Origin of the sequence: Xanthomonas sp. fls2-241-TYG-148 (assembly GCF_030208815.1) — a bacterium.
GTDB classification, from domain to species: Bacteria; Pseudomonadota; Gammaproteobacteria; order Xanthomonadales; family Xanthomonadaceae; genus Xanthomonas; species Xanthomonas campestris.
Map to the genome: position 1 here is coordinate 142715 of NZ_JARVTE010000003.1, position 25740 is coordinate 168454.

Annotated in this window: 23 protein-coding genes and 1 other RNA gene; 10 read left to right on the forward strand and 14 right to left on the reverse strand. The window is 66.0% G+C overall.

Going from position 1 to position 25740, the window contains the following annotated elements; all coding sequences use genetic code 11:
- Positions 1 to 503: 503 nt before the first annotated feature.
- Complete coding sequence (locus QRM60_RS05960) at positions 504 to 773, reverse strand: hypothetical protein (RefSeq protein ID WP_285445788.1); 270 nt, start codon at positions 771 to 773, stop codon at positions 504 to 506.
- A gap of 495 nt (positions 774 to 1268) precedes the next feature.
- Complete coding sequence (gene dksA / locus QRM60_RS05965) at positions 1269 to 2294, reverse strand: RNA polymerase-binding protein DksA (RefSeq protein WP_285445789.1); 1026 nt, start codon at positions 2292 to 2294, stop codon at positions 1269 to 1271.
- A gap of 90 nt (positions 2295 to 2384) precedes the next feature.
- Here dksA and yidD point away from each other — a divergent pair, with 90 nt between their 5' ends.
- The 6 genes from yidD to eutC all read left to right on the forward strand — a co-directional run bounded on the left by yidD (position 2385) and on the right by eutC (position 9252).
- On the forward strand, positions 2385 to 2666 hold the full coding sequence (yidD, locus tag QRM60_RS05970; protein ID WP_012438162.1) for a membrane protein insertion efficiency factor YidD: 282 nt from the start codon (positions 2385 to 2387) through the stop codon (positions 2664 to 2666).
- A complete protein-coding gene (locus tag QRM60_RS05975) occupies positions 2663 to 4012 on the forward strand; it encodes a dihydroorotase (RefSeq protein ID WP_070691248.1) in 1350 nt (449 codons plus the stop codon). The genes yidD and QRM60_RS05975 overlap by 4 nt, the downstream gene beginning before the upstream one ends.
- Positions 4012 to 4857: a peptidoglycan DD-metalloendopeptidase family protein gene (locus QRM60_RS05980; protein ID WP_285445790.1), complete on the forward strand. Its 846-nt coding sequence runs from the start codon at positions 4012 to 4014 to the stop codon at positions 4855 to 4857. The genes QRM60_RS05975 and QRM60_RS05980 overlap by 1 nt, the downstream gene beginning before the upstream one ends.
- Before the next feature lie 809 nt (positions 4858 to 5666).
- Positions 5667 to 7031, forward strand: coding sequence for an ethanolamine permease (gene eat, locus QRM60_RS05985; protein ID WP_285445791.1), 1365 nt, complete (start codon positions 5667 to 5669; stop codon positions 7029 to 7031).
- On the forward strand, positions 7028 to 8437 hold the full coding sequence (locus tag QRM60_RS05990) for an ethanolamine ammonia-lyase subunit EutB (RefSeq protein ID WP_285445792.1): 1410 nt from the start codon (positions 7028 to 7030) through the stop codon (positions 8435 to 8437). Before eat ends, QRM60_RS05990 begins: the two co-directional genes overlap by 4 nt.
- The gene (eutC, locus tag QRM60_RS05995; RefSeq protein ID WP_115556193.1) at positions 8434 to 9252 is read left to right on the forward strand and encodes an ethanolamine ammonia-lyase subunit EutC; all 819 of its coding nucleotides are present in this window, start codon (positions 8434 to 8436) and stop codon (positions 9250 to 9252) included. The genes QRM60_RS05990 and eutC overlap by 4 nt, the downstream gene beginning before the upstream one ends.
- 75 nt (positions 9253 to 9327) lie before the next feature.
- On the opposite strand, the gene QRM60_RS06000 is transcribed toward eutC, so the two are convergent.
- A complete protein-coding gene (locus QRM60_RS06000) occupies positions 9328 to 9618 on the reverse strand; it encodes a hypothetical protein (RefSeq protein WP_042597652.1) in 291 nt (96 codons plus the stop codon).
- A gap of 93 nt (positions 9619 to 9711) precedes the next feature.
- Positions 9712 to 10587: an MBL fold metallo-hydrolase gene (locus QRM60_RS06005; protein ID WP_115557401.1), complete on the reverse strand. Its 876-nt coding sequence runs from the start codon at positions 10585 to 10587 to the stop codon at positions 9712 to 9714.
- 179 nt (positions 10588 to 10766) lie between these two features.
- Here QRM60_RS06005 and QRM60_RS06010 point away from each other — a divergent pair.
- Positions 10767 to 10839, forward strand: a non-coding RNA gene (locus QRM60_RS06010) — sX9 sRNA.
- A gap of 13 nt (positions 10840 to 10852) precedes the next feature.
- Here QRM60_RS06010 and QRM60_RS06015 read toward each other — a convergent pair.
- Positions 10853 to 11341 carry a pyridoxamine 5'-phosphate oxidase family protein gene (locus QRM60_RS06015; RefSeq protein ID WP_011037408.1) on the reverse strand — a complete coding sequence of 163 codons (489 nt, stop codon included), beginning with the start codon at positions 11339 to 11341 and terminating at the stop codon, positions 10853 to 10855.
- Positions 11342 to 11789: 448 nt separating this feature from the next.
- On the opposite strand from QRM60_RS06015, the gene QRM60_RS06020 reads away from it, so the two are divergent.
- Together QRM60_RS06020 and QRM60_RS06025 are read left to right on the forward strand one after the other, a co-directional pair.
- Positions 11790 to 12929, forward strand: a complete 1140-nt coding sequence (locus QRM60_RS06020) for a putative acyl-CoA thioester hydrolase (RefSeq protein WP_238595603.1) — start codon at positions 11790 to 11792, stop codon at positions 12927 to 12929.
- A 763-nt stretch (positions 12930 to 13692) separates the two neighbouring features.
- On the forward strand, positions 13693 to 15363 hold the full coding sequence (locus QRM60_RS06025) for a glycoside hydrolase family 28 protein (RefSeq protein WP_115556195.1): 1671 nt from the start codon (positions 13693 to 13695) through the stop codon (positions 15361 to 15363).
- Positions 15364 to 15422: 59 nt separating this feature from the next.
- On the opposite strand, the gene QRM60_RS06030 is transcribed toward QRM60_RS06025, so the two are convergent.
- The 6 genes from QRM60_RS06030 to efp are packed head-to-tail and all read right to left on the reverse strand — an operon-like array spanning position 15423 to position 20439.
- Positions 15423 to 16112 (reverse strand): squalene/phytoene synthase family protein, encoded by a 690-nt coding sequence (locus QRM60_RS06030; protein WP_076055013.1) that lies wholly within the window; start codon positions 16110 to 16112, stop codon positions 15423 to 15425.
- 28 nt (positions 16113 to 16140) lie between these two features.
- A complete protein-coding gene (locus QRM60_RS06035; RefSeq protein ID WP_285445793.1) occupies positions 16141 to 16908 on the reverse strand; it encodes a phosphoglycolate phosphatase in 768 nt (255 codons plus the stop codon).
- Positions 16909 to 16918: 10 nt separating this feature from the next.
- On the reverse strand, positions 16919 to 17638 hold the full coding sequence (ubiG, locus tag QRM60_RS06040; RefSeq protein WP_103701005.1) for a bifunctional 2-polyprenyl-6-hydroxyphenol methylase/3-demethylubiquinol 3-O-methyltransferase UbiG: 720 nt from the start codon (positions 17636 to 17638) through the stop codon (positions 16919 to 16921).
- A 28-nt stretch (positions 17639 to 17666) separates the two neighbouring features.
- Positions 17667 to 19004, reverse strand: a complete 1338-nt coding sequence (locus QRM60_RS06045) for a TRZ/ATZ family hydrolase (RefSeq protein ID WP_285445794.1) — start codon at positions 19002 to 19004, stop codon at positions 17667 to 17669.
- Positions 19005 to 19021: 17 nt separating this feature from the next.
- Positions 19022 to 19867, reverse strand: coding sequence for a hypothetical protein (locus tag QRM60_RS06050; RefSeq protein ID WP_285445795.1), 846 nt, complete (start codon positions 19865 to 19867; stop codon positions 19022 to 19024).
- A gap of 5 nt (positions 19868 to 19872) precedes the next feature.
- Positions 19873 to 20439 carry an elongation factor P gene (efp, locus tag QRM60_RS06055; protein WP_011037416.1) on the reverse strand — a complete coding sequence of 189 codons (567 nt, stop codon included), beginning with the start codon at positions 20437 to 20439 and terminating at the stop codon, positions 19873 to 19875.
- Positions 20440 to 20540: 101 nt separating this feature from the next.
- Between efp and epmB the strand changes: the two genes are divergently transcribed.
- Positions 20541 to 21569, forward strand: a complete 1029-nt coding sequence (gene epmB, locus QRM60_RS06060; protein WP_285445796.1) for an EF-P beta-lysylation protein EpmB — start codon at positions 20541 to 20543, stop codon at positions 21567 to 21569.
- A 265-nt stretch (positions 21570 to 21834) separates the two neighbouring features.
- Here epmB and QRM60_RS06065 read toward each other — a convergent pair whose 3' ends face one another.
- From QRM60_RS06065 to QRM60_RS06075, 3 genes are read right to left on the reverse strand one after another with little or no spacing between them, the layout of a single operon-like run.
- A complete protein-coding gene (locus QRM60_RS06065) occupies positions 21835 to 23952 on the reverse strand; it encodes an EAL domain-containing protein (RefSeq protein ID WP_057672279.1) in 2118 nt (705 codons plus the stop codon).
- Positions 23949 to 24866 (reverse strand): phosphate/phosphite/phosphonate ABC transporter substrate-binding protein, encoded by a 918-nt coding sequence (locus QRM60_RS06070; protein ID WP_285445797.1) that lies wholly within the window; start codon positions 24864 to 24866, stop codon positions 23949 to 23951. Before QRM60_RS06070 ends, QRM60_RS06065 begins: the two co-directional genes overlap by 4 nt.
- A 60-nt stretch (positions 24867 to 24926) precedes the next feature.
- Positions 24927 to 25703, reverse strand: a complete 777-nt coding sequence (locus QRM60_RS06075; RefSeq protein WP_014507960.1) for an RNA methyltransferase — start codon at positions 25701 to 25703, stop codon at positions 24927 to 24929.
- Between the last annotated feature and the right edge of the window lie 37 nt (positions 25704 to 25740).

Sequence of the window (25740 nt, forward strand, 5' to 3'; positions counted from 1 at the left end):
TCCCCGCTTCTTGGCGATCCGTAGATTGGCCAACGTCTCGATCAACGCATGCCCCACGTAGGAGCGCGCTTGCGCGCGAGGGCATTCCCGGGAACGCCTCTCGCGCGCAAGCGCGCTCCTACAAGGGCATTGCTGTCGCGTGTGAGGCGATGCGTGTGCGACTGCTGCACAACGCGCTGCACACATCCCTCTGGGCTGGGCTTGCAGTAGCCGCTGCAGTCCGCGCACGCAATAGGGTCGAGAGTGTGCGCCGCTGATCGCGGGAGTAGGCGGCATATACACGGCCGCCTTGACAGCCGCCGCGATCACAGCGTGGCGCGGGCTACCGTCCCCGCTTTCTTGGCGATCCATACATTAGCTGGCGTCTCGATCAACGCATGCCTACGTAGGAGCGCGCTTGCGCGCGAGGGCATTCCCGGGAACGCCTCTCGCGCGCAAGCGCGCTCCTATAAGTGCGCTGCTTTTGGTTGTGAAGCTTCGATGCGCGCGCAACCGCGACACAACTACTGGCTGGGCGCCTCCAGCAACGCCCGCAAGCGCGCGGCCTCGCCTTCATTGGCCGCCCCAGCGATCAGCGCCAGCGCGCCTGATCGGTAGGCCGTCTGCTGCGCCTTTGCGGCCGGCACCGCCACGTCGGGGATCACGCCACTGCGCTCCCAATTGCCGCGGGTGATCGGGCTCACTAACCGGGCGTAGGGCACCACCGCAACAACCTGGTTGCTGATCTTGAAGCCGCGGCTTGGATGCGCACCGCCAGCGGTGACCTCGCCCACCACCGTGGCGCGCGCCAGCGCCTGCAGCGCATACGCAACGTCTTCGGCCGCGGAAAGGTCTGCCGGCTGTTCAGGAGGTACACCGGTTTGCTGCCACCAAAGGCCTGCCCTGGCAGACCCGGCATGGTCCAGGCCTGCTCGGTCTCTCCGCCCTTGCGGGTCACGATCTCGTGCAAGTGCGCGCGCGTGTCAAAACGATAGCTGGTCAGCTACGCCACCATCGCCGGGTCGCCGGGTCGCCGCTAGCGTTATCGCGCAGGTCAATGATCAGCGCATCGGTATTAGCGACGAAGTCCATTGCCGAACTCGCGGTTGCGGCGCCAGATACGGGTAGGCGAAGAGGCGGAACTTCTCGTAGCCGATGTTGCCGGGCAGGCGCTGGACCTTGTCGAATGCGAAGTTGCCCTTGACCACCGCCGGTCGCGCAGCCCACGACAAAAGCCCCGCACTAGGCGGGGCTTGGTCGCAACAATAGACAACCGCCCTAACGGGTGATCAGTCGCCCTGCTGCTTCTGCAGGTGTTCCCAACGCTCCTGGGCGTCGATGGTGCGCTCGGCGGTCAGGCGCGCCTCCAGGCGGTCCAGGCCGATCTCTTCGCCGGTGTCTACGCAGTAGCCGTAGTCGCCGTCTTCCAGACGCTTGAGCGTGCTGTCGATCTTGGAGATCAACTTGCGTGCACGGTCGCGCGCGCGCAACTCGAGCGAGTTCTCGGTTTCGCGGGTGGCACGTTCGGCTTCGTCGCCGATGTCACGCACTTCTTCGCGCAGGTTCTCGATGGTCTGCTTGGACTCTTCCACCATCTCGTTGCGCCAACGCTGCAGGCGCTGACGGAAGTACTCCTGCTGCAGCTTGCTCATGTACTCCTCGTCCGCGGAGGGCTTGTAGCCCTGCGGCAGGATCGGGCGGCCGGTGGTTTCGTCGGTCTTGTAGTCGACGACCTTGTACTTGGCCTTCGGGGTCGAGCCCGACGGTTTGGAGGTCACGGCCACAGCCACCTTGCCGACCGGACGGGTCGCGGCGGGCTTGGCGGGGGCTTCGGTTTTGGTTGGCGTTTTTGCTGAGGATTTCGAAACGGGCACGGGATTCTTGGATGACGGGGTCGCAGACTTCGCCGGCTTCGCAGGGACGGCCTTGGAGGCCGGTGCGGGCGCGGGCTTGGCAGCCTTGACCGGGACTGACTTGGCCGGAGCCGGCGTGGTGGCCGGCTTCGGTACGGACTTGGTGGCCACCGGCTTGGTGACCGGCTTGGCGGCAGCCGGAGCTGCCTTGCTCGCCGCCGGCTTGGCAGCACTCTTGGCGACGGGTTTCACGGGCTTGGGCGCTGCGGGTTTCGAGGCCGGCGCCGGCTTGGCAGCGGTCTTGGTCGCAGGTGCCTTCTTGGCAACCAGTTGCTTGGCGGCCGGGGTCGCCTTCTTGGCGGCCGGCTTGGCAGCGGCAGGCGCCGCGGCCTTCTTGGCAACAGGCTTGGCGGACTTCTTGGCGGCCTGGACGGCCTTTTGTGCAGTTTTTTTAGCAGCCACGAAACGCTCTTCCTTGGTTCCCCCGGGGCCCGGGAAAGCGGGCCTTTATAGCCTACCCCACAGACCCCCGGCAACCACGTATTAATCCAAGTGGCATATCATTGGCAAGTGATCGGACGCCTGCTCATCGCGCTGCTGCGCTTCTACAAGCGGTTCATCAGCCCCCTGCTGGGGCCGCGCTGCCGTTTTGCGCCCAGCTGCTCGGAGTATGCGATGACTGCCATCGCCCGCTTCGGTCCGCTCCGCGGCAGCTGGCTGGCTGCACGCCGCCTGGGCCGCTGCCATCCGTTCCATCCGGGCGGGTTCGACCCCGTCCCCGATGCGCCCGCATCTTCCCCCTCTTCCTGCCGCTGCAAAGGACCCCATCCATGAGCCGAACCGTCATCGTCAACGCCCGCCTGGTCAATGAAGGCAAGGAGTTCGACGCCGATCTCCTGATCGAAGGCGGCCGCATCGCCCGCATCGACAGCCACATCGCGCCGGCTGCCGGCGACACCGTGGTGGATGCGGCCGGCCGCTGGCTGCTGCCCGGGATGATCGATGACCAGGTGCACTTCCGCGAGCCGGGACTGACCCACAAGGGCGACATCGCCACCGAATCCGGCGCCGCAGTGGCCGGTGGCCTGACCAGCTTCATGGACATGCCCAACACCAATCCGCCGACCCTGAACGCCGACGCGCTGCAGGCCAAGTACGATGCGGCCGCCGGGCGCGCCTGGGCCAACTACGGCTTCTATATGGGCGCCAGCAACGACAACCTGGCCCACATCCAGTCGCTGGACCCCAAGACCGCACCCGGCATCAAGGTGTTCATGGGCGCCTCCACCGGCAACATGCTCGTGGACAACCCCGAGACGCTGGATGCGATCTTCCGCGATGCCCCCACACCGATCATCACCCACTGCGAAGACACCCCCACCATCGATGCCACGATGGCCGCCTACAAGGAAAAGTACGGCGAGGCGTTGACTGCCGAGATGCATCCGGACATCCGCTCGCGCGAAGCCTGCCTGAAGTCCTCGCAGCTGGCGGTGTCGCTGGCGCGCAAGCACAACACCCGCCTGCACGTGCTGCACATCTCCACCGCCGATGAATTGATGTTGTTCGAAGCCGGCCCGTTGGTGGATGCCGATGGCAAGGTGCGCAAGCGCATCACCGCCGAGACCTGCATCCATTTCCTGCGCTTTGACCGCAGCGATTACGCGCGCCTGGGCAACCTGATCAAGTGCAATCCCGCGATCAAGGATCCCGAGGACCGCCTGGCATTGATCGAGGCCTTGGCCGAGGACGTCATCGACGTGCTCGCCACCGATCATGCCCCGCATACCTGGGACGAAAAGCAGAAGCCGTATGCGCAGGCGCCCTCGGGCTTGCCGCTGGTGCAATACGCGCTGGTCGCCGCGCTGGAGCTCGTGCATGAAGGCAAGCTGCCGATCACCCGCATCGTGCAGAAGTTTGCGCATGCGCCGGCGCAGTTGTTCGACGTGGAGCAGCGCGGCTTCCTGCGCGAAGGCTACTTCGCCGACCTGGTGCTGATCGACAACACGCCGTTCACCGTAAAGCGCGAACAGGTGCTGTCCAAGTGCGGCTGGTCGCCGTTCGAAGGCACCACCTTCCGCTCACGCATCGCTGCGACCTGGGTCAACGGCCAGCAGGTGTGGGATGGCGAACAGCTGGTGGGCAGTGCCGCCGGCCAGCGCCTGACCTTCGACCGCTGATGCGTGCACTGCTGATGGGCGCGGCGCTTGCGCTGGCGCCGTGCGCATTGCTCACGGTGCCGGTGTCTGCGCAGGAGCCCGCCGCTGCAGACGGGCGCGTGGTGTTTCCGGCCAGCGCCTCGCAAGGGGCGATGGTGATCGGCAAGGTGCCGGCGGGCAGCCGGGTCGAATACGCCGGCCGCGCGCTGCGCGTGAGCGGTTACGGCAGCGTGGTGTTCGGCATCGGCCGTGACGCCACCGGCCCGCTCCAGGTGCAGATCACCCGCGCCGATGGTGGAAAGGAGACCGCAACCATCGCGGTCACTCCGCGTGACTGGCCGGTGGAGCGCGTCAACGGCGTGCCGCCAAAGACCGTCAACCCACCACCGGCCATTGCCGAGCGCATCAAGCGCGAGCAGGCGCAGGTCACTGCCGCACGCGATCGCGACGACCCACGCGCCGATTTTGCGCAGCCCTTCGGGTGGCCGGTCCAGGGCCGCATCAGCGGCCGCTTCGGCAATGCGCGCGTGTACAACGGCCAGCCTGGCGCCGGTCATTCGGGCATGGATATCGCCGTACCCACCGGCACGCCGGTCAAGGCGCCCGCCGCCGGCGTGGTGACCTTTGCGGCACCGGATCTGTACCTGACCGGCGGCACGCTGCTGCTTGACCACGGCTTCGGCATCAGTTCGAACTTCCTGCACCTGTCGCGGATCGACGTGAAGGTAGGCGATCGCGTGGAACAGGGCCAGGTCATCGCCGCGGTGGGTGCCACCGGGCGCGCGACCGGGCCGCATCTGCATTGGGGGATGAATTGGTTCGACGTGCGGATTGATCCCTTGTTGGTGCTTGAGCGCGGGAAGTAAGTGCCAGTGGGCGGCTTTTCCCTTCTCCCCTCGGGAGAAGGTGGCGCGTAGCGCCGGATGAGGGTGCGGCTGCTACTGGTTAACTGAGTAACCGTACCCTCACCCCTCTCCCGGGTGGAGAGGGGCTTTCACTTGCCGGCAGCGAAGCGTGTCGTCGACGATTGCGTACACTTGTTGATTGATCGAATGCCTGGGCTGTGGGCTGTGGCAATGCCAGCGTTTGCGCATCAAGCGCTCAACCCGTGCACGCTCACAGCCACCCGTGGACACCTCCCTTCTCCCACCGGGAGAAGGTGGCGCGTAGCGCCGGATGAGGGCGCGCCGGCTGCTGGTTAACTAAGCAACCGTCCCTCACCCCAACCCTCTCCCGCAGGGAGAGGGGCTTTCAGCAATTGCGGCCGCACAGCGGCCTGCCGGTGATTCCACCCACTTGTCGATTGATCGAATGGATTTGCTGCGCGTGCGAGGCTATGCGGCACTAAAAGCGTGAGCCAACGACACGCTAGTGCCACTGCGCGAGCACAGGGCAGACATGCTGAACTCGCAGACCAGACCGGGAACCGGGAGCTGGGCCTGTCTCTCCGGAACCGGAGGTCAAGCATCAGGAAAGTTAATAAGGATCGGAACGCCACCACGTTGCACCACACCTACCCGCTGCGCTTGTGTCCGTCGCCGGGCTTTGGGGTATAACCGGGAGAGCGTCGATCATTGCCGGTGACAGCGGCCGATCAGCCAGCGACGGTCAGTCCGTGTCGCGGCCCAGTCCTGGCAACCGACGCGCTTCGTCTCCCCTCCCCCGACTGCAGGAGATGTGCGACATGAGCAACGAGCAACTCAAGCCGACCCTGGGCACCTGGCAACTGTGGGGCATTGCAGTCGGGTTGGTGATCTCAGGCGAATATTTTGGCTGGAGTTATGGGTGGGGCACGGCCGGCACCTTGGGATTTCTGGTCACCACGGTGCTGGTGGCGGTGATGTACACCTGCTTCATTTTCAGTTTCACCGAACTGACCACGGCCATCCCCAATGCGGGCGGCCCGTTCGCCTACAGCCTGCGCGCGTTCGGCACCTATGGCGGCATGCTCGCCGGGCTGGCGACCTTGATCGAATTCGTGTTCGCGCCACCGGCCATTGCGATGGCGATCGGCGCCTATCTCAACGTGCAGTTTCCGACCCTGGACCCACGTATCGCCGCAATCGGGGCGTATGTGATCTTCATGAGCTTGAACATCGTGGGTGTGGCGATCGCGGCCACCTTCGAGTTGATCGTGACCTTGCTGGCGGTGATCGAGCTGCTGGTGTTCATGGGCGTGGTGGCGCCGGGTTTCAGCGTGGCGCGCTTTGCCGCCAACGGCTGGGCCGGCAGCAATCAGTTCGGGCCGGCGGCGATCTCCGGCATCTTCGCCGCGATCCCGTTTGCGATCTGGTTCTTCCTGGCGATCGAGGGCGCGGCAATGGCCGCCGAAGAAGCCAAGGACCCCAAGCGGACCATTCCACGCGCCTACATCGCCGGCATTCTCACCCTGGTGGTGCTGGCGCTAGGTGTGATGGTGTTTGCCGGCGGCGTCGGTGACTGGCGCCAACTGTCCAACATCAACGACCCGCTGCCGCAGGCAATGAAGGCGGTGGTGGGCAACAGCTCGACGTGGTTGCACATGCTGGTGTGGATTGGCCTGTTCGGCCTGGTGGCCAGTTTCCACGGCATCATCCTGGGCTATTCGCGGCAGTTCTTCGCGCTGGCACGCGCCGGCTTCCTGCCGCACGGGCTGGCGAAATTGTCGCGCTTCCGCACGCCGCACCGGGCCATCCTGGCCGGTGGCGTGATCGGCATTGCGGCCATCTGCAGCGACAGCGTGGTGAAGATTCAGGGCATGTCGCTGACCGCGGCCATGATCACCATGTCCGTGTTCGGCGCCATCGTGATGTATGTGATGAGCATGCTCAGCCTGTTCAAATTGCGCCGCACCGAACCCACGCTGGAGCGCAGCTTCCGTGTGCCCGGCTACCCGGTGGTGCCGGCGATTGCCTTGCTGCTGGCGCTGGTGTGCCTGGTGGCGATGGTCTGGTTCAACCCGCTGGTGGCGTTGGTCTTCGTCGGCCTGCTGCTGTTCGGTGCGGTGTGTTGCCTGCTGAGCTTGCGTGGCCGCCCCAACGCCGGGAGTATTGCGGGATGAGTGGATTTGCCTTCAGTGCCGGCGGCGAGCGCTTCCGCTTCGCCGATCTGAAGGACTTGCTGGCCAAGGCCACGCCCGCGCGCTCGGGCGACCAGCTGGCCGGGCTGGCGGCCCACTCCGAGTTGCAGCGTGTCGCCGCACAGATGGCGCTGGCGGAGCTGCCGCTGCGGCATTTCCTCGACGAGGCAGTGGTGCCGTATGAACGCGATGAGGTCACACGTCTGATCGTCGATCAGCACGACGCTGCCGCGTTCGCGCCGGTGGCGCACCTTACCGTTGGCGGGTTTCGTGATTGGCTGCTGGGCGCGCAAGCCGACGCCGCCGCGCTGGCGGCATTGGCACCGGGGCTGATGCCGGAAATGGTGGCCGCCGTCTCCAAGCTGATGCGGGTGCAGGACTTGATCCTGGTCGCGCAGAAAACCCGCGTGGTCACCCGCTTCCGCAACACGCTGGGGTTGCGTGGCCGCCTGTCCACGCGCTTGCAGCCCAACCATCCCACCGACGATGCCACCGGCATTGCCGCCAGCGTGCTGGATGGCCTGCTGTACGGGAACGGCGATGCGGTGATCGGCATCAATCCGGCCAGCGACAGCCTGGCCGCGACCACCGCGCTGCTGCGCATGCTCGATGCAGTGATCACTGGCTACGGCATCCCCACCCAGGCGTGCGTGCTCGCGCATATCACAACCACCATCGATGCGATCAACCGCGGCGTGCCGGTGGATCTGGTGTTCCAGTCCATTGCCGGCACCGAAGCGGCCAACACCAGCTTCGGCATCAACCTGGCGTTGCTGCAGGAAGGGCTGGACGCGGGCCTGTCGCAACAGCGCGGCAGCGTGGGCAACAACGTGATGTATTTCGAAACCGGCCAAGGCAGCGCGCTGTCGGCCAATGCGCATCATGGCGTGGACCAACAGACCTGCGAGGTGCGGGCCTACGCGGTGGCGCGCCAGTTCAACCCGCTGCTGGTGAATACCGTGGTGGGCTTCATCGGCCCGGAATATCTCTACGACGGCAAACAGATCATCCGTGCGGGGCTGGAGGACCATTTCTGCGGCAAGCTGCTTGGCGTGCCGATGGGCTGCGACATCTGCTACACCAACCATGCCGAAGCCGATCAGGACGACATGGACATGCTGCTGACCCTGCTCGGCACCGCCGGCATCAACTTCATCATGGGCATTCCGGGCTCGGACGATGTGATGCTCAACTACCAGACCACCTCCTTCCACGACGCGCTGTACGCGCGGCAGGCGTTGGGTCTGCGCCCCGCGCCGGAGTTCGAACACTGGCTGGAGACACAAGGCATCCTGCGCCTGCGCGATGGCCGGTTCGAGTTGGGCAGTGAGATGCCGGCACCGTTTCGCAAGGCGCTGTCACAGCTGGATGCGGAGCCACGCGGATGAGCACGCCAACCACACCGCCCCGCGATGCGTGGGCACGCTTACGCGCGCTCACACCGGCCCGCATCGCGTTGGGGCGAGCCGGCACCAGCCTGCCGACCGCTTCGCATCTGGAATTCCAGCTTGCGCATGCGCAGGCGCGCGATGCCGTGCACCTTGCGTTCGATCCTGCGCCGTTGCAGGCGGTGCTGCAGCAGCGCGGCCGCCGCAGCGTGTTGCTGCATAGCGCGGCATCCGACCGTCATCTGTATCTGCAACGGCCCGACCTGGGCCGCCGCCTGAGCGATGAGGCGGCCGAACAGCTGCGTGGCACGACTGCCGTGCATGGCGGTGGCGCGGATCTGGCGGTGGTGGTGGCAGACGGCCTGTCTGCACTGGCGGTGCATCGGCATGCAGGCGCGATGCTGGAGCAGATCGATGCGCTGGCCGCGCACGAAGGATGGTCGTTGGCGCCGGTAACCCTGATTGCGCAAGGCCGCGTGGCGATTGGCGATGAGGTGGGCGAACTGCTGCAGGCGCAAGCGGTGATCGTGCTGATTGGCGAGCGCCCGGGGCTCAGCTCGCCGGACAGCCTGGGGCTGTATCTCACCTATGCGCCACGTGTTGGGCATACCGATGCGGCACGCAACTGCATTTCCAATATCCGTAGCGAAGGCCTGAGCTATGCCGAGGCTGGCCACAAACTCGGCTACCTGCTGCGCGAGGCGTTCAGACGCAAACTCTCTGGTGTGCAGCTCAAGGACGAAGCGGATCGCCCACTGCTGGGCACCGATACCGCATCGCAAGCAGCGCCGCGCAACTTCCTGCTGCCCGAATAAACGAAGAGCGCATGGCGCTGCCTGAATCGGCGGCGCCATGCGCTCGTTTCCAAATCACCAAGCTGATACGCGCGCTTACTTGAGCGCGCCATCCTGCGGATCGCTGGCCGCATAGGTGCTGGTGGGCAATTCGTTCTCGTGCGGTTTACGCAAGGCGGCGCGCACTGATTCGGGGAGCTGTTCCACATCCAGCATCACCTTGCCAGAATGCACATCGCGCACCACCGAGGTGGCCACGGTGAAGTCGCCACCGTTCTCGATATTGATCACCAACTCGGCCCCGTTGCTGCGCACTTCGCGCACCGCGCCAACGCCCACTTCGCCATCGCGCAAGAACACCATCTGGCCTACTTCAATCTGCTGCATCGTGCTTCTCCTGTAGCGCACCGCGTGGCTGCTGCGGCGCTGGTGGCGCATGATCGCGCTGCGGCACGTTCTGGCGAAGTGAAGCGCACGTGCTCATGCCGTGGGCGCGTGTTGCAACGCGCCCGCAGGCAAGCGTGCGGGCAGCCCGGCAATGCGCTCGAATTCCACAACATCGTGCGAACAGAACACCTCCACCTCCGCACCGTGCTGTTGCCGCAGTGCGCGCAACCGTTGCTGGTTATGCAGCCTTGCAGTGCGGTCCTTTTCCAGCATCCATTGATAGAAACGCAGCCCGGGCGTGCAGTAGGGCTGCGGATCCATTTCGCGGCGATAGAAATACGCATCGCCAGCGAGCAGCAGCCAACGCTCAGGGGTACGCACCGCGACGGCGGCATGCCCGAACGTGTGGCCGGGCAGCGGCACCAGCAGGATCTCTGGCGGTAGCCCGTGCAAATCATGCACGCACTCCAGGCCCATCCAGGCCGCGCCGGCGGTACTGTCATAGGTGCGCCATTGCCCACGCGTGGACCATTGCTGCGGGCGAAAGCGTTGCCGGTCCATCCAGGTGTGTTGCGCCAGCGCGGCATCGCGCTCACGCGTCATCAGATGCACCCGCGCATGCGGAAAATCATCCAGCCCGCCGGCATGGTCGAAATCCAGATGGGTCAGCACGATATGCCGCACATCGCGCGGATCGAAGCCCAAGCGCTGGATCTGCCGGATCGCCGTCATGTCTTCGCGCAAGTCCGGTTTCACCAACGCCAGAAAGAACGCGCTGAGCCGCGCGCGTGGCTCGGCGACATCGCGCAACCCAAAGCCGGTGTCGATCAGGACCAGGCCGGCATTGGTTTCCACCAACAGGCAATGGCAGCTCAGGTGGCCGCGCTCGAGCACGCCGTGCGTGCGTCCATCCATCAGGTGGCCGCCCAGCGGGCAGGTGGAGATGCAGTTGAGGTGGTGCACGCGCATCGGCACGCTCCGCGCTTGGCGTGCCAGCATTGCAACGGCATCGTCGCTCATCGGTGAGCGATGCAGCGACGACGGCCGCCACGCACACATTGCTTTGACGGCTGTGTGTGCGTGCCAAGAGCAGCGATCAATACTAATGCGCAGCTGCAAGGAGGGCGCGGCCGGTGCTCGAAATCGGCATGTACCACGTACACTCCGGTTCCTCCACGCGGCCGCACCCACCCGACAACTTCTCGCTACGTGTTGTCAGCCGCTATAAGTCACCTCAGCGCAGCGGAACGTCCGCCACCTTGTCCTGGTAGTCCTTCTTCGGGTCCACGCCGAGTAGCACCTTGATGCCGGCCAGCAGGCTGGAGCCGTTGAGCCAGATCTGCGCGTGATCGGCGTCCAGGCGCAGCAGCGCCAGCTTGGGATCGTCCTTGCCGCCTTCGTACCAGGCTGCAACGTACGGGTTCCACAGGCGGTCGACCACGGCCGGGTCGGTGTCTTCGCGCAGCGAACCACTGATGCTGGCGAACAGGTCATGCCCCTTGCTGCTGAACGCACCGATCACGCGGCGGCCCTGGCCCAGCATCGCGATCAAGGCATTGTCCTTGGAAGTAAAGAACCAGATCGGGCCACCACTGTCGCCTTCGATCTGCGCGGTCATCGGCCGCGCATGGCCGTCTTCGACGCCATCCAGGCCGAGCATCACGGTGCGATCGGACTTGAGGGCTTTCCAAAATTTGTCTTGCAGTTCTTTGGGATCTGCCATCTTCGATTCCTGACTAGGCGCATGTCTCTGCGGGTGCGTCAGTCTGGAAGCCGGCATGCCCACGGCATGTGACGACGTGCGCCGTTGCATCCCGGGTAGGCCTGCATGGTTGCGAGGCACTGCCGTTGTGCAAACGCATATTTGCGTTGCCCAGCAGTGCGTTGTTGCGACGCGCGCACAGTGCAAAGCGTGACCCCGGCGAAGCTCTTGCACATTGCCGCTGCTGCACGCCGCCGCCAAGCGGCCGCGGCAGTAGCATCGCCGCACCGCGCATGCGGTGCCAGCACGTTTGCTTCGCAAGCCAGCGATGTGCCTCGCCTGCGTCTGTGTTGCCAGCACGCGGCGCACCGTTGGTGTTTGGCGTTTGCCATCCGGCAAGCGCATCCTCTCTGGAGAGCGTCATCCCATGTCTGCATCGCATATCCGCACCACCTGCCTTGCCACCGCGCTGCTGAGCCTGATCAGCCTCGATGCTGCTGCCCTCACCGGCACCGCCAGCCGCCCGCAGCTCACCAGCAGCGAAGCAAGCACGTATACGATCAGCAAGGCGCTCGCCAAGGCCGGGCCGATCACAGCGTTGGTGACCGACAACTGGAACCCCACCGCCGGCGTGGCGCTGCTGACCGCCGACTTTGCAGTGGCCGCCGATGGCTCCACCCGTTATCGCACGGTGCAATCGGCAATCGACGCGGCGGTGGCCGCCGGTGGCAGCACGCGCCGCTATATCAGCGTCAAGGCCGGCACCTACAACGAGCTGGTGTGCGTGCCGAGCGGTGCACCGCCACTGACCCTGTTCGGGCTTGGCAGCGCCACGACCGATACCGTCATCCGCTACAACAACGCCAACCCCACGCCCAAGCCAACCGGCACCGCAAGTCACCCCTGCGCCAGCAATGCGTCAGCCGCCACAGTGGGCACTTCCAATAGCGCGACGGTTACCGTGCGTGCCAGCGGCTTTCAGGCGCGGCATCTGCGCTTCGACAATAACTATGTCGAAGGCACTTACGCCGACAACAATCAATCGGCAGTGGCACTGGCCGTGCGCGGCGACCAGGCCAGCTTCGAGGACGTGCTGGTCACCGGCAACCAGGACACCTTGCTGATCAGCGCGACCAACGCCGCCAACGTGATCCGCGCCTATTTCAAGAGCAGCACGATCGAAGGCGATGTCGATTTCATCTTCGGGTCCGGCATCGGCGTGTTCGACAACGCAATCATTCGCTCGGCCGGCGCGCGCCTGGGCAGCAGCCGTGGTGGCTACATCTTCGCGCCAAGCACGCGCCCGGGCAGCGGCTACGGCTTTCTGGCGATCAACAGCCGCTTCGTAGCGGGCTCCGGTTCGCCGGACAATCAAACCTACCTCGGGCGCGCATGGGACGAAGGCGTTAGTGGCCTGTCCGCGTACGTCAACGGCACCTCGCCCAATGGCCAGGTGACCATCCGCGATTCCACGCTGGGCAGCCACATCCGCAAGACCGCGCCATGGAATGCCTCCACCGCCAGCCGCCCGTTCTGCAGCAGCAACTGCACCAACTCGGCCAACCGCTTTTTCGAATACGGCAACAGCGGTGCTGGCAGTGCCGACTGATCCAGGCCGCAGCGTTCGATAGCAGCGTCGGCCGCCGGTACGCGTGTTTGCGCGTGCCGGCGGCGGCGCCAGCACAGTGGATCTGCTTCGCTAACAGGTGATCTGCCTCGCTGTGATTACGCGGCGAGTGCAACGGATATCGAAGCGGGTACTGAACTCACATAACGGCGCCGGGCTACTGTTATGTGGAGAACCGCTGCAATGAGTACGGCTTGTTGCCTTAGCGCCAGCCGTTGATGCCGCGCCAGGATGACAGCCAAATCGCGGCAGCGTGACCGCAACGCGCCATGCGCTTTTGCGTTTAGCGCTTCGCAGACATCGAGACGCCGTGCACCTCCATGCGTGTGGTGAGATAGATCTCGCAGCGCTATCGGCGGTAAGCCATCCGTAGCGCAGGACCGGCAGCGCAGCGCCCGGCAACTGCGCGCACGTCTACACATCAGCTCGGCACGCAGGCTGCAACCTCAACGCCAACACCGCATCAGACCTCGTACTCGCTTCGGCGCAGCGGTGCCGACTTCGCCTGCCGGTTTCCGAGCGCCAGACAAACGCGCGATGGTGGCGTGCCATCCGACCCGTCGCGCATACGATCAATCATGCGACTCGCATCCACGCTGCACTGTGCATCTCTCGCATGAGTTGAGCATTGCACAGCGCAAATACAGCGTTGCGTGCCATCGCAGCGACCTGCGCTTATTCCTTGCAGCACGCATCGCATCCCTTTTGTCACCTCTCTCTCACTTCCCTCCCCCCGGAACCGCCGATGCAACCGCACCCTCGCCTTCCCGCGCTCGCGCCACTCTCGCTCGCACTCCTCGGCCTTGCCACGTTTCAGGCGAGCGCAGCACGCCCGCATGGGCTAGACGTTGCCGATACCGCGCACAGCATCTCCACCAGTTGGGGTGTCGTGCTGCAGCCCGCCCTCCCCAGCCAGGTCTGCACAACGCTCAAGGCTGCGCTGGTGCCGGTTGCCGGCTCGCTGGATGCGCTCGACCAGGATCCCACCCAATCCAAACGCGACACCGCACGCCTGCAGGCGGCTATCGACGATTGCCCTGCCGGCAGCGCGGTGCGCTTGGTGGTTGGCGATGGCGGAGAATCCGGCCTGTTGAGCGGCCCTCTCACCATCAAGAGCGGCGTGACGTTGTGGATCGATCGCGGCGTGACCTTGTTCGGCTCGCGCAATCCGCAGGATTACGACAATGGCCTAGGCACCTGCGGCACCGCCACCACCGACAAGGCCAAGTCCTGCAACCCGTTGATCCACGTCGCCGACACTGCCAAGAGCGCCATCGTGGGCGCCGGCAAGATCGACGGCCGCGGTGGCAGCACGCTCACCGCGGGACCGAATGCCGGCAAGGCCAGCTGGTGGGATCTGGCCTATCTCAACGTCACCAAGGGCCTGAGCCAGCACGTGCCACGGCTGCTGCAGATCGATGACAGCACCGACTTCACGCTGTACGACATCACCCTGGAAAACTCGCCAAATTTCCACGTCACCACCGACAACGTGGTGGGCCTGACCGCCTGGGGCATCAAGATTCTCGCGCCCAGCCTGGTGTATTCGCGCCCCGGCTACCACTGCCCTGCCGGCAGCACGCCGGACGTCAATCCGCATGCCAGCTGCTTCACCCCGGAAACCGCCAAGAACACCGACGGCTTCGACCCTGGCCAATCCAAGAACGTGTTGTTGGCGTACTCGTATATCGGTACCGGCGATGACGGCGTGGCGATCAAGGCACATGCCAAAAACAAGCGCAGCATCGCCTCGGAAAACATGCTGTTCGCCTACAACCAGTTCTACTACACCCATGGTTTTTCGCTCGGCAGCGAAACCGATTCGGGGATGCGCCATATCGCCGTGCGCGGCTTGAGCATCGACGGCTTCAACGCCAACGACGTGCAGCGCGATCCCTACTCGGCCAATGGCCTGCGTATCAAGTCCGATGCCTCACGCGGCGGCCAGGTCTACGACATCAGCTTCGAGAACATCTGCATGCGCGGGGTTGCGCGGCCGCTGGTATTCGACGCCAACTACGCCAACCCGGCCACACGCGACCAGTTGCCGCGGTTCAGCGGCATTGCACTGACCAATGTGCACTCCCTGGGTTCCAAGGCATTCGGTGGCGGCGAATTGAGCTTCTACGGCTATCGCGATGCGACCACCACCCTGCCCATCACCATGTCGCTGGACAACGTGGTGCTCGACGGCGGCCCGGTCGCCTTTGCGCAGCCGCATTTTGGTGGCCCAGCCAGCAACCCGGGCGCGGTGCACTTCACCTTCAAAGGCGGGCCGGTGAGCTTCTTTGATCAGCTCACCGAGTCGGCGGCCAACGATGTGCAGTTGCAGGGCCGGCCCGGGCCGGGCGCGCCGTTGCAATGCGACGATGCCTTCATTGCGTACCACAGCGTGCTGCCCGACTCACCGATCTAGGCAACGCGGTGTCCGCGTGTATGTGGCGCTGCTGCGGCCGGCCTGGCCGCAGCAGTTATTCATTCAGCGCCGCTGGCTGCGCGCCAGCTGTGCCAGAGCTGCTGCATCGGTGGCGCATAGGCCGTGCGGCCGGCCAACTCGCGCTGCAGGCGCAGCCGCGCCAGACGCGACCAGACCCGATGCGGCCTGGCCAGCGCCGCCTTGCGTGGCCACGCGCGCAACAGCTGCGCACGCCAGGCCGGCGCACCGACGCCACCCGGCGCGGCACTGTCGCCAGCCACACGCTGGCGCGCATCCAGCCATTGCACCACCACGGCCGTGGCATCGCTGCTGCGTGTGCGTGCGAAGACCACCGCTTCCACCGCCACCACCGCTTCGGCAAATGCCTGCAACCGCCCCATGGCCTGCGCCAGGTCGTCCGGCTGCGCACGTGCGGCCTGCATGGCCGGCAAGGTCTGCGCCAACTGCGCCCAGGGTGCGCGCACCGGTTCAAGCACGCGCCCCAATGGATGACGCGAGCGCTGGTTCGACCAGTCGTTCAATTCCTGCTGCCACCAGGCCAGCTTGGCGTCTGCCGGCAACGGGTCGCCGGGGATATTCATGATGTCCTCCCATTCCTGCAGCAATGCGAACCAGGCCGCGGCCAGGCGACGCTGCGGTTCGGGAATGAAGGGCTCAGCCACCGACCATTCCGGCCAGCGGCTGCGCCACTTGTCGAGAAAACTGTCCAGGGCGCTGGATTGGCTCATGGCGGGTCCAGAAAAGCGAAAGAAAAGATCAGGGCTGCGGCCAGGCGGCCGGCTCCCACAACTGCTGTGGCTGTTCCACCAGCACGTCGGCCTGCCAGCTCAGCGGGTCGTCATCGCCCAGCCGGTAACCCCATAACGCAGCCACCGAAGGCATGCCCGCCGCACGTGCGGCCAGGATGTCGCGCTCGTCATCACCCACGTAGACGCACTGCGCGGCGGCAACGCCGATGCGCTCGGCCGCCACCAGCAACGGCAGCGGATGCGGCTTGCGCTCGGCCAGCGTATCGCCGCCGATCAGCACCGCGCAGCGCTGCTGCCAGCCCAGCTGCGGCAGGATGAGTTGCGCAAGGTATTCGGGCTTGTTGGTGACGATGCCCCAGACACAGCCGGCCTGCTCCAGGCGCTGCAACATGACCTCGACACCGTCGAACAACTGCGCCTGCGTGCCGAGCAGCGCTTCATAGCGCTGAAGGAACTCCGGCACCAGCGCCTCGCGCGCGGCCGCATCCAGATGCGCGAAGGCCACAGCGAGCATGGCGCGCGATCCTTTCGACACCACCGGCCGCAGCTGCGCCAGCGTGATGCACGGCAGCCCACGCTCGCTCAGCATCGCGTTGACGGTGGCCAACATGTCCGGCGCACTGTCGAGCAAGGTGCCATCCAGGTCGAACAACACCGTACGCGGAAACCTCACAGACGCACCGCCATCCCAGCGCGATCGGCCATCAGGCAGGAACCGGTCGACATCAAGACCGCGACCAACCGCGGTTGCGATTCCCGAATCCCGATTCCCCATTCCCCGCTCGTCACGGCTTCACCGCACACGCCAGATAGTTCACTTCGGTGCGCGAGGACAAGCGCGCGCGATTGCGCCACGGCTCGTACAGCATGCCGCTGACGTCCTGCAGCTGCAGCTCGGCAGTGCGCAGCCAGGCGGCCAGTTCGGATGGCTTGATGAAATCCTTGTAGTGGTGCGTGCCCTTGGGCAGCAGCCGCGCGATGTATTCGGCGCCCACTACCGCCAGCGCAAACGCTGCCGGCGTGCGATTGAGCGTGGACAGGAACAGCGTGCCGCCCGGCTTGAGCAGGCTTGCGCAGGCGCGGATGATTGCTAGCGGGTCTGGCACGTGCTCCAGCATTTCCATGCAGGTCACCGCATCGAAGCTGCCCGGCTGCTCGGCGGCCAGGTCTTCCACCGACTGCACGCGGTAGTCCACCTGCACGCCCGATTCCAGACTATGCAGGCGCGCCACTTTCACCAGCTCCGGCGCCAGGTCGATCGCGGTGACCTGCGCACCCAGACGCGCCATCGCTTCACTGAGCAGGCCGCCACCGCAGCCCACGTCGAGCACGCGTGCGCCCGGCAGTGCGACACGCGCCGCTACGTAGTCCAGTCGCACCGGATTGAGCGCATGCAGCGGCTTCTGCGGGCCGTCGGCATCCCACCAGCGGTTGGCCAGCGCAGCGAACTTGTCCAGCTCGGTCTGGTGGAAATTGGACGATGTGGATTGCGGATTCGGATTCATGTGGCTCTCCGTGATGCGATGGCCGCGCTTAGGCGCGGACGGTGCGGATGCGGTCGCGCCACTGGCGCGCGTTGGCGACCAGGGCAGCGGTATCCATGTCGATGAGCTCGCGTTGCACCAGCTTGGGCTTGCCGGCGATCCACACATCGGTCACCTGGTGGCGGCCGGCGGCGTAGATCAGCTGCGACAACACGTGATGCAGCGGCTGGGTTTCCAGCGCAGCCAGATCCACGCAAACCAGGTCGGCCTGCTTGCCCACCTCGATCGAGCCGATGCGGTCGCCAAAGCCGAGTGCGCGTGCGCCCCCCAAGGTGGCGGCCCGCAAGGTGGTGGCCGCATCCAGCGCGGTGGCATCGTTGGCCACTGCCTTGGCCAGAATCGCCGCGGTGCGGTTCTCGCTGAACATGTCCAGGTCGTTGTTGCTGGCGCAGCCGTCGGTGCCGATCGCCAGGTTCACGCCGGCGCGTTGCAGCGCGCACGCCGGGCAAAAGCCCGAGGCCAGCTTGAGGTTGGATTCGGGGCAATGCACCACGCTGACACCGCGCTCGGCGCATAGGTGGATTTCAGCCTCGGTGAGCTGGGTCATGTGCACCGCAATTAGGCGGTCGTTGACCAGGCCCAGACGATCCAGCCGTGCCAGCGGGCGCTGGCCGTACTGCGCCACCGAATCAGCCACTTCCTGCGCGGTTTCGTGCGTGTGCAGATGCACCGGCATGTCCAGCTGGTCGGCCAGCATGCGTACGCGCTCGAAGTTGGCATCGTTCACCGTGTACGGCGCGTGCGGTGCAAACGCGGTGCTGATCAGCGGATCGTCGCGCCACTGGTCGTGCAGCTCGCCGGCACGTGCGAAGTATTCGTCGTCCGACGAGGCCCAGGCGGTGGGGAAATCGATGATCACCGCGCCCACCAGCGCACGGAAGCCATGCTGCTTGTAGACAGCGGCCTGCACGTCGGCAAAGAAGTAGTTCTCGTTGACGCAGGTGGTGCCGCCGCGCAGCATCTCGGCGATCGCCAGGGTGGTGCCATCGGCGACGAATTCCGGGCCGATCACTGCCGCTTCCACCGGCCAGATGTGCTGCTGCAGCCACACCATCAGCGGCAGATCGTCGGCCACGCCGCGCAGCAGCGTCATCGGGTTGTGCGTGTGCGCGTTGACCAGGCCGGGCATCAGCGCCGCGTCGGGGCGCGACACGGTGCGTGCCGGGGCGAAACGCACGCGTGCGTCGGCCGTTGGCAGCACGGCAACGATGACACCGTTGCTGACCGCCACCGCGTGGTCTTCAAGCACCACCGCGTGCGGTTCGATCGGCACCACATAGCCGGCCTCGATCAGCAGGTCGCAGGGTTCGGGCGGGGCGTTGGTCATGAGCGGATCCATTGAAGTTAGTTGCCAAACGGCCAGGAGTCGGTGGAGCGTGACACAGGCACGTAGCGCATGCCGTCGTAGCGCAACACTTGGCGTTGGCGACCCGTGCGCTCAGTGTCTTGTGCGCCCTCAACCGTGGTGGAGGTCACCACGGTTGCGGTCAGCGCGATGTCGGCGTAGCCGGCGTGGACCGGCGTGTCCATCGACAGCGTCAAGGTGCCGCGCTCGGTCACCACGCCCGCCTTCCCCCAGTTGCATAGCTCGCCTTGCACCTGTCGCCAGACAGTCAGGTTCTGCTGCAGCACCGGGCGTAGCCGGCGCCCTTCGCGGACCAGCAAGGTCAATGCGTCGTCGCTGTCGAAATCCGGGCAACTGGCGCCCCGCGCGACGCTGTGCACCACGACACCAAACGCGCGCACGCCTTTGGCCAGGTCATAGCGCGCGGTGTCCAGGCGCAGACTGTCGGCAGCAAGTTCCAGGCTGGCATCCTCGCCCATCGCCTGGGCATACAACGCCACCACCTCGCTACTGCCTGCATCGAGCATTGCAACGCGCAACTCCAGGTCGCGCTCGCCAGCGGGGGTGGTGGCATCGCCAGCAAACGCGATCGCCGCCAAGCGGATGGCTGGATCGTACGGCCAGGGCTTGCAGGTCTGCGCCACGGCACGTTCCGCCGGCACCGCCGCTGCAGCGCCACCCACCACACCGGAGGCGGCAACCGCGGCCACCGCCGCCACGCTCTGCGCGTCGCAGGCAGTGGCTCCCGTTTGTGCAAACACCGGGCACGCCGCAAGCGTGCCACTCAGCACCATCAGGACACTGGCACTGCGTACTGCTCGGCCGGACCGGCGTCCCAGGTGCATCGAGATTACTTGACGCGCGCCGAGTACTCGCCCGAGCGGGTGTCGACCTTGATCACTTCGTCCTGGTTGACGAACAGCGGCACGCGCACCACCGCACCGGTTTCCAGGGTGGCCGGCTTGCCGCCGCCGCCAGAGGTATCGCCACGCACGCCCGGGTCGGTCTCGGTGATCTTCAGCTCGACGAAGTTCGGCGGCTGCACCCAGATCGGGGCGCCGTTCCACAAGGTCACGATGCAGTCTTCCTCGCCCTTGAGCCACTTTTCCGCGCCGCCCATGCCGGCCTTGTCGGCCTGCACCTGCTCGAAGGATTCCGGGTCCATGAAGTGCCAGTACTCGCCATCGGTGTACAGGTAACGCATGTCGGTATCGACCACGTCGGCCACTTCCACGTCATCGGTGGCCTTCATGGTCATTTCCACCACGCGGCCGGACTTGATGAAGCGGTACTTCATGCGGGTAAAGGCCTGGCCCTTGCCCGGCTTGACGTATTCGGTCTCGGTGATGACCGCCGGTTCGTTGTTGACCAGGATCTTCATGCCGTTCTTGACGTCGTTCATGCCAACAGTGGCCATGGTGCAGCTCCTCGATAAGGCGACGGCCCGCCACTTCCTGGCCGGCCGGATTAGAATGGGGCGCCCGCCGCAACCGGCGGGCATTGCTTTTGTGACCGCACATGATAACCGCAGCCCCACTCGCCTTACAGCCATCCACACCGCCCGCCCTGCAGCCCCCGCGCTGGCAACAGCTGTGGCGGCAGGCCGTGCGCGACCCGCGTGAGCTGCTGGCGCTGCTGGGGCTGAACGCGCAGGCGGCGGGCATCAGCGAGGACGCCGCGGCCCAGTTCGCCGTGCGTGTGCCGCGCAGCTTCGTGGCGCGCATGCGCCCGGGAGACCTGAACGACCCGCTGTTGCGCCAGGTATTGCCGCTGGATGCGGAGATGCGCGTGGTGCCCGGTTTCGCACTCGACGCGGTGGGCGATGGCGCCGCCCGCACCACCACCGGGGTGATCCAGAAATATCAAGGCCGAGCGCTGCTGATCGCCACCGGCAGCTGCGCGGTGCATTGCCGGTACTGCTTCCGCCGCCATTTCCCCTACGCCGAGGAAACCGCTGCCCGCGATGGCTGGCGTGAGGCCGTGGCGGCGATCGCCGCCGATCCGGACATCGACGAGGTACTGCTCTCCGGCGGTGACCCGTTGTCGCTGGCCACGCCCAAGCTGGCCGAGCTCACCGACGCCCTGGCCGCCATCCCGCATCTCAAGCGCCTGCGCATCCACAGCCGGCTGCCGGTGGTGTTGCCCGAACGCGTGGATGCGCCGCTGCTGGCGTGGCTGCGCAGCCTGCCGTGGCCGGCGGCCTTCGTGATCCACGCCAACCATGCCAATGAATTCGATGCCGAGGTCGACGCCGCACTGCACGCGCTGCGTGGTGCCGGCGCGCAGCTGCTCAATCAGGCGGTGCTGCTGCGCGGCGTTAACGACAGCGTGGACGCGCTGGCGGCGCTGAGCGAGCGCAGCTTCGCCGCCGGCGTGCTGCCGTACTACCTGCATCAGCTGGACCGCGTGGCCGGCGTGGCGCATTTCGAAGTCGACGACGCACGCGCCCGTGCGCTGCATGCCGAGCTGGCAACGCGCCTGTCCGGCTATCTGGTGCCGCGTCTGGTGCGCGAGATCCCCGGCGATACGGGAAAGCGGCCGCTGTAAATACCTCGGTGGCGCATGGGATTGGCAGGTGAGCGCAGCTTGCCGCTCGCCTGCGGGGAAACAAACCAACCCCACGTCCCGCAGGAGCGCACCCGGGCGCGACCGGGCACCCGACATCCCGTAGGAGCGCGCTTGGGCGCGACGGGCGTTACCGGGAAAGCCCCATCGCGCGCAGGTGCGCTCCTACGTAGCTAGCAGCACTGCCCCGCAATCGGTTAGGCGACACCAAGCACAGACGCTGTCATCAAGCCGGTTGAGGCACTCGTCAGCCCGCCGCGATCAGCTTGACCATGTCGGCCGGGCTCAGCGGGCGGCTGAACCAGTAGCCCTGACCCAGGTCGCAGCCGCGGTCGCGCAACAGGTTGAACTGCGCTTCCTGCTCGATGCCCTCGGCCACCACGGTGATCCCCAGCGAATGCGCCATGCCGATGATGGCCGTGGTCAGGGCCAGGTCGTCGGGGTCGCGCTGCAGGTCGGCGATGAAGCTCTTGTCGATCTTGACGCCATCCACCGGCACCTGACGCAGATGGCTCAGGCCGGAGAAGCCGGTGCCGAAATCGTCCAGCCACACCTTCACCCCGGTGCGGTGCAATTGGTCGAGCAGGCTTGCGGCCATCATCTCGTCGCCGATCACCGCGGTCTCGGTGAGCTCCAGATGCAGGCGCGCGGCCGGCAGGCCGGATTCGGCCAGGCACTCGGCCACGGTGTCGATCAGGTCGCCACTGCGCAGCTGCCGCGGCGAGACGTTGACCGAAATAAACAAGCCCTCGCCCACCACCGGCCATTTGGCCGCTTCCAGGCAGGCCGCACGCAGCACCTTGGGCCCAATCACCTCGATCAACCCACTCTGCTCTGCAATATCAATGAAGGTGGACGGCGGAATCGTGCCCAATGCGGGGTGCTGCCAGCGCAGCAACACTTCCACGCCCACCAGCACGCGGTCGCTGGTGCGGTAGATCGGCTGATAGACCAACCGCAACTCATCACGCTCCCAGGCACCCCGCAACTCGTGCTCCATGTGCACGCGGCGCTCCACCGCATGGTCGGCTGCGCGGCTGTAGAACCGGTGGCAATTCTTGCCGGCCACCTTGGCCTGGTACATCGCAATGTCGCCATTCTTCAGCAGCGCCGTGGCGTCGTTGGCATCGTCCGGGAACAAGGTGATGCCGATCGACGTGCCCAAAAACACCTCGCGTCCCTGCACGTTCAACGGGCGGCTCAACTCATGCACCAGGCGGTCGGCCAGCTGCGCAGCGAGCAAGGTCACATCGCCACTCTGCAGCAGGATCACGAACTCATCGCCACCGAATCGCGCCAGAATCGCGTCGTCGCCGCCCAGTGCCGCCACCGCACGGCTGATGCGACTGGAGAACTGCAGCAGCGCTTCGTCCCCGGCCTCGTGGCCCAGGGTGTCGTTGACCCGTTTGAAGTCGTCGATGTCGGCGAACAACAGCGCCAGCTTGCTGTCGGTACTGCGTGCGGTGTGCAGCAGATGGTCCAGGCCTTCGCGGAAGCCCAGGCGGTTGGTCAACCCGGTCAGCGCGTCGGTGTAGGCCATGTGGCGCACCTCGCGATCGTGCCGGGCAATGCTTTCGCTCATGCGCCCGAACGCGGAAATCAGCTCGCCGATTTCGTCATTGCGCGGATGCGGCGGCAGCTGCACCAAGTAGTCGCCACGTTCGATCTGCCGCGCCGCCGCCGCCAGCAGGCGCACCGGCGCGACCAGCGTGCGTTGCACATAGATGGCCAGCAGGATGCCCAGCGCCACCAGCGCGGCCAGCAACACCAGCAGCCAGCCCAGATCGCGCTTGCCGATCGCATTGAGATTCTGCACCAGGGTGAGGTTGGCGCTGGATTCGATCTTGCGCACGCGCTCGCGCGACATGCCCACCCGTACGCCGCCGATGCGCTGGTCGCCGACCTTGATCGGCACCGTCACATCCAGCACTTGTGGCGAAGACTGCAACAGCAGGGCCGGCGCGGCGATCGCCTTGGCAGCGAGCGGGTCCTGCATGGGCTGGCCATAGCCCTGCAGCGTGGCGCTGCCGTCGTGCACCAGCCGGCCGCGGCGGTCGAACACCAGCACGTAGCTCACCACCTGCTGGCGCGAGGCATTGCGCACCAGCGCGCCCACCGCCGCCAGATCCGAGTAATACAGCGGGTTGGCCAGGCCCGAGGCCAGCTCGGTGGCCAGGGTTTCGCCGCGCGTGCGCAGGCTGCGGTCGAACAACTCATGCAGGATCTGCGCGCTCAGGCTGCGCACCTCGCGCTGCATCGAACTTTGCCGCTGCAACAGCGAGGCCAGGATGGCGCCGACCAGCAACAGCGTCAGCGCCATCACCAGCAGGAACCGAGCCTGCAATCCAAAGCGCACCTGCGTCATTCCACCTGCGTCCTGACCTGTTGCAGCCCGTTGCGCAACGCCTCCAGGCGCGCGCGGCTGGGCGCGTCCACGGGATGGAACGCCGTGGTGCCGAAAAAGCGCTTCAACGCCGGGCCGGCCTGCGGGTCGGCGGCAGCCTGCAGCAGCACCGCGCGCAGGCGCCTCTCCACCGCCGGATCGATGCCGGTACGCACCATCTCCACCGCGCGCGGCACCGGCGCACTGCGGTGCACGATGCGGAACTCGCGCTTGAACATGAGCGGCAGGTGGCGCTCGTCGTCCCAATCGAGGTTGCTGAAGGCGCCGGCGTCGATCAGCCGTTTGTGCACGAAAGCGGCGATGTTCAACTTCGAGCCGACCAACAGGTAGCCCACCGAACCGAGCACCTGGGTATCGTCGGGCGACAGCAGCACATCGCAGGCCAGGCCATTGCGCACCAGCTCCAGCATCGGCACCAGGTAGCCACTGGTGGACGAGGCGTTCTGCAGCGCCAGGGTGTGGCCACGCAACTGCGCCAGCGAACGGATCGGGCTGTCGCGCCGCACGAAGAACACGGTGTGGAAGTCGCGCACCCCGCTACGTTCGGTCATCAACAATGGATGTGCGCTGCCGCGCTGCTCCAGCAGCATCGCCGCACCGGCGGTTTCACTGACCCAGTCCACCCGGCCACGGCGCAGGTAACTGGCCATCTGGCGCGCATCCGGCGCCATCAGGATCTCGCCACTGCGGATGCCCACCCCGCGCATGCGCGGCACCACGTAGTCCAGCAGCGGCTTGAGTTGATAGTAATGGGTGGCTGGATCATTGCTGATACGCCCCAGAACCAGGACCGAAGAAGGCGCTGCCGCAGCCGTCGCGGCGAAACTTGCGCAGGCCAGCAGCCACGCAATCAGACAGCATCGTAGACCGCGCAAACCAGCTACTCCCCTAGAGTCGCCGACACCTTAGCCGAATCTTCCAGGTTGTGACAGCCGTCAGGTTCCGGCCTGGCGCGCCAGCCCCGCCATGCGCTGGGCATCGGCCAGGATGCCGCGCAGCAGACGCACTTCCTGCTCGGTCATTTCCGCGCGCAGCAACAGCCGGCGCAACTTGCGCATCGCCGAATCCGGCGCACGGCCCTTATGGAAGTCGATCTCGTCCAGGGTCTGGCCCAGCTGGCCGAACAAGCCTTCCATCTGCGCATGGCTGGCCGGCAGCTCACGTGGGCCAGCGCTGTCTGCGGCCGGCGCGGCCTGTGCGGCGGGCGTGGCCTCCGCCGCAAGCTGTGCCAGGCGCACCTCGTAGGCCAGCACCTGCACCGCCGAAGCCAGGTTGAGCGAACTGAACTGCGGGTCCGATGGGATATGCACGGCCGCATGGCAGAGCTGCAATTCGTCATTGGTCAGCCCGGTGCGCTCGCGCCCGAACACGATCGCTACCTCGGCCGGTTCGGCCGCCTTGGCCCAGGCACGGCCCGCGCCCGCGTCCGGTGCCAACTCTTCCAGCGCTACCCGGCGCGCGCGCGCCGTGCAGCCGATCACCAGCGTGCAGTCCGCTACCGCCTCGGCCAGCGTCTCGAAGATCGGTGCATCGCTGAGCACGTCTTCGGCGCCTGCGGAACGGCGGTAGGCATCTTCATCGAGTGCCTTCTCCGGTGCGACCAACACCAGGCGCGTCAGCCCCATGGTCTTCATCGCGCGCGCGGCGGCGCCGATGTTGCCTGGATGCTGGGTACCGACGAGAACAAAACGGATGCGCTGACTGACGGACATGAACGGAGATTGGGGAGCAGTTCGGCCGTAGATGGTA

Excerpts from the sequence above, each read along its gene's own strand:
- QRM60_RS06065 (WP_057672279.1), bottom strand. The coding sequence starts at position 23,952 with ATGACGCAGGTGCGCTTTGGATTGCAGGCTCGGTTCCTGCTGGTGATG.
- QRM60_RS06025 (WP_115556195.1), top strand. The coding sequence starts at position 13,693 with ATGCAACCGCACCCTCGCCTTCCCGCGCTCGCGCCACTCTCGCTCGCA.
- QRM60_RS05980 (WP_285445790.1), top strand. The coding sequence starts at position 4,012 with ATGCGTGCACTGCTGATGGGCGCGGCGCTTGCGCTGGCGCCGTGCGCA.
- QRM60_RS06005 (WP_115557401.1), bottom strand. The coding sequence starts at position 10,587 with ATGCGCGTGCACCACCTCAACTGCATCTCCACCTGCCCGCTGGGCGGC.
- efp (WP_011037416.1), bottom strand. The coding sequence starts at position 20,439 with ATGGCCACTGTTGGCATGAACGACGTCAAGAACGGCATGAAGATCCTG.
- QRM60_RS06075 (WP_014507960.1), bottom strand. The coding sequence starts at position 25,703 with ATGTCCGTCAGTCAGCGCATCCGTTTTGTTCTCGTCGGTACCCAGCAT.
- eutC (WP_115556193.1), top strand. The coding sequence starts at position 8,434 with ATGAGCACGCCAACCACACCGCCCCGCGATGCGTGGGCACGCTTACGC.
- QRM60_RS05975 (WP_070691248.1), top strand. The coding sequence starts at position 2,663 with ATGAGCCGAACCGTCATCGTCAACGCCCGCCTGGTCAATGAAGGCAAG.
- QRM60_RS06015 (WP_011037408.1), bottom strand. The coding sequence starts at position 11,341 with ATGGCAGATCCCAAAGAACTGCAAGACAAATTTTGGAAAGCCCTCAAG.
- QRM60_RS05990 (WP_285445792.1), top strand. The coding sequence starts at position 7,028 with ATGAGTGGATTTGCCTTCAGTGCCGGCGGCGAGCGCTTCCGCTTCGCC.
- QRM60_RS06050 (WP_285445795.1), bottom strand. The coding sequence starts at position 19,867 with ATGCACCTGGGACGCCGGTCCGGCCGAGCAGTACGCAGTGCCAGTGTC.
- ubiG (WP_103701005.1), bottom strand. The coding sequence starts at position 17,638 with ATGAATCCGAATCCGCAATCCACATCGTCCAATTTCCACCAGACCGAG.
- QRM60_RS06030 (WP_076055013.1), bottom strand. The coding sequence starts at position 16,112 with ATGAGCCAATCCAGCGCCCTGGACAGTTTTCTCGACAAGTGGCGCAGC.
- QRM60_RS06035 (WP_285445793.1), bottom strand. The coding sequence starts at position 16,908 with ATGGGGAATCGGGATTCGGGAATCGCAACCGCGGTTGGTCGCGGTCTT.
- epmB (WP_285445796.1), top strand. The coding sequence starts at position 20,541 with ATGATAACCGCAGCCCCACTCGCCTTACAGCCATCCACACCGCCCGCC.
- eat (WP_285445791.1), top strand. The coding sequence starts at position 5,667 with ATGTGCGACATGAGCAACGAGCAACTCAAGCCGACCCTGGGCACCTGG.
- QRM60_RS06045 (WP_285445794.1), bottom strand. The coding sequence starts at position 19,004 with ATGACCAACGCCCCGCCCGAACCCTGCGACCTGCTGATCGAGGCCGGC.
- QRM60_RS06000 (WP_042597652.1), bottom strand. The coding sequence starts at position 9,618 with ATGCAGCAGATTGAAGTAGGCCAGATGGTGTTCTTGCGCGATGGCGAA.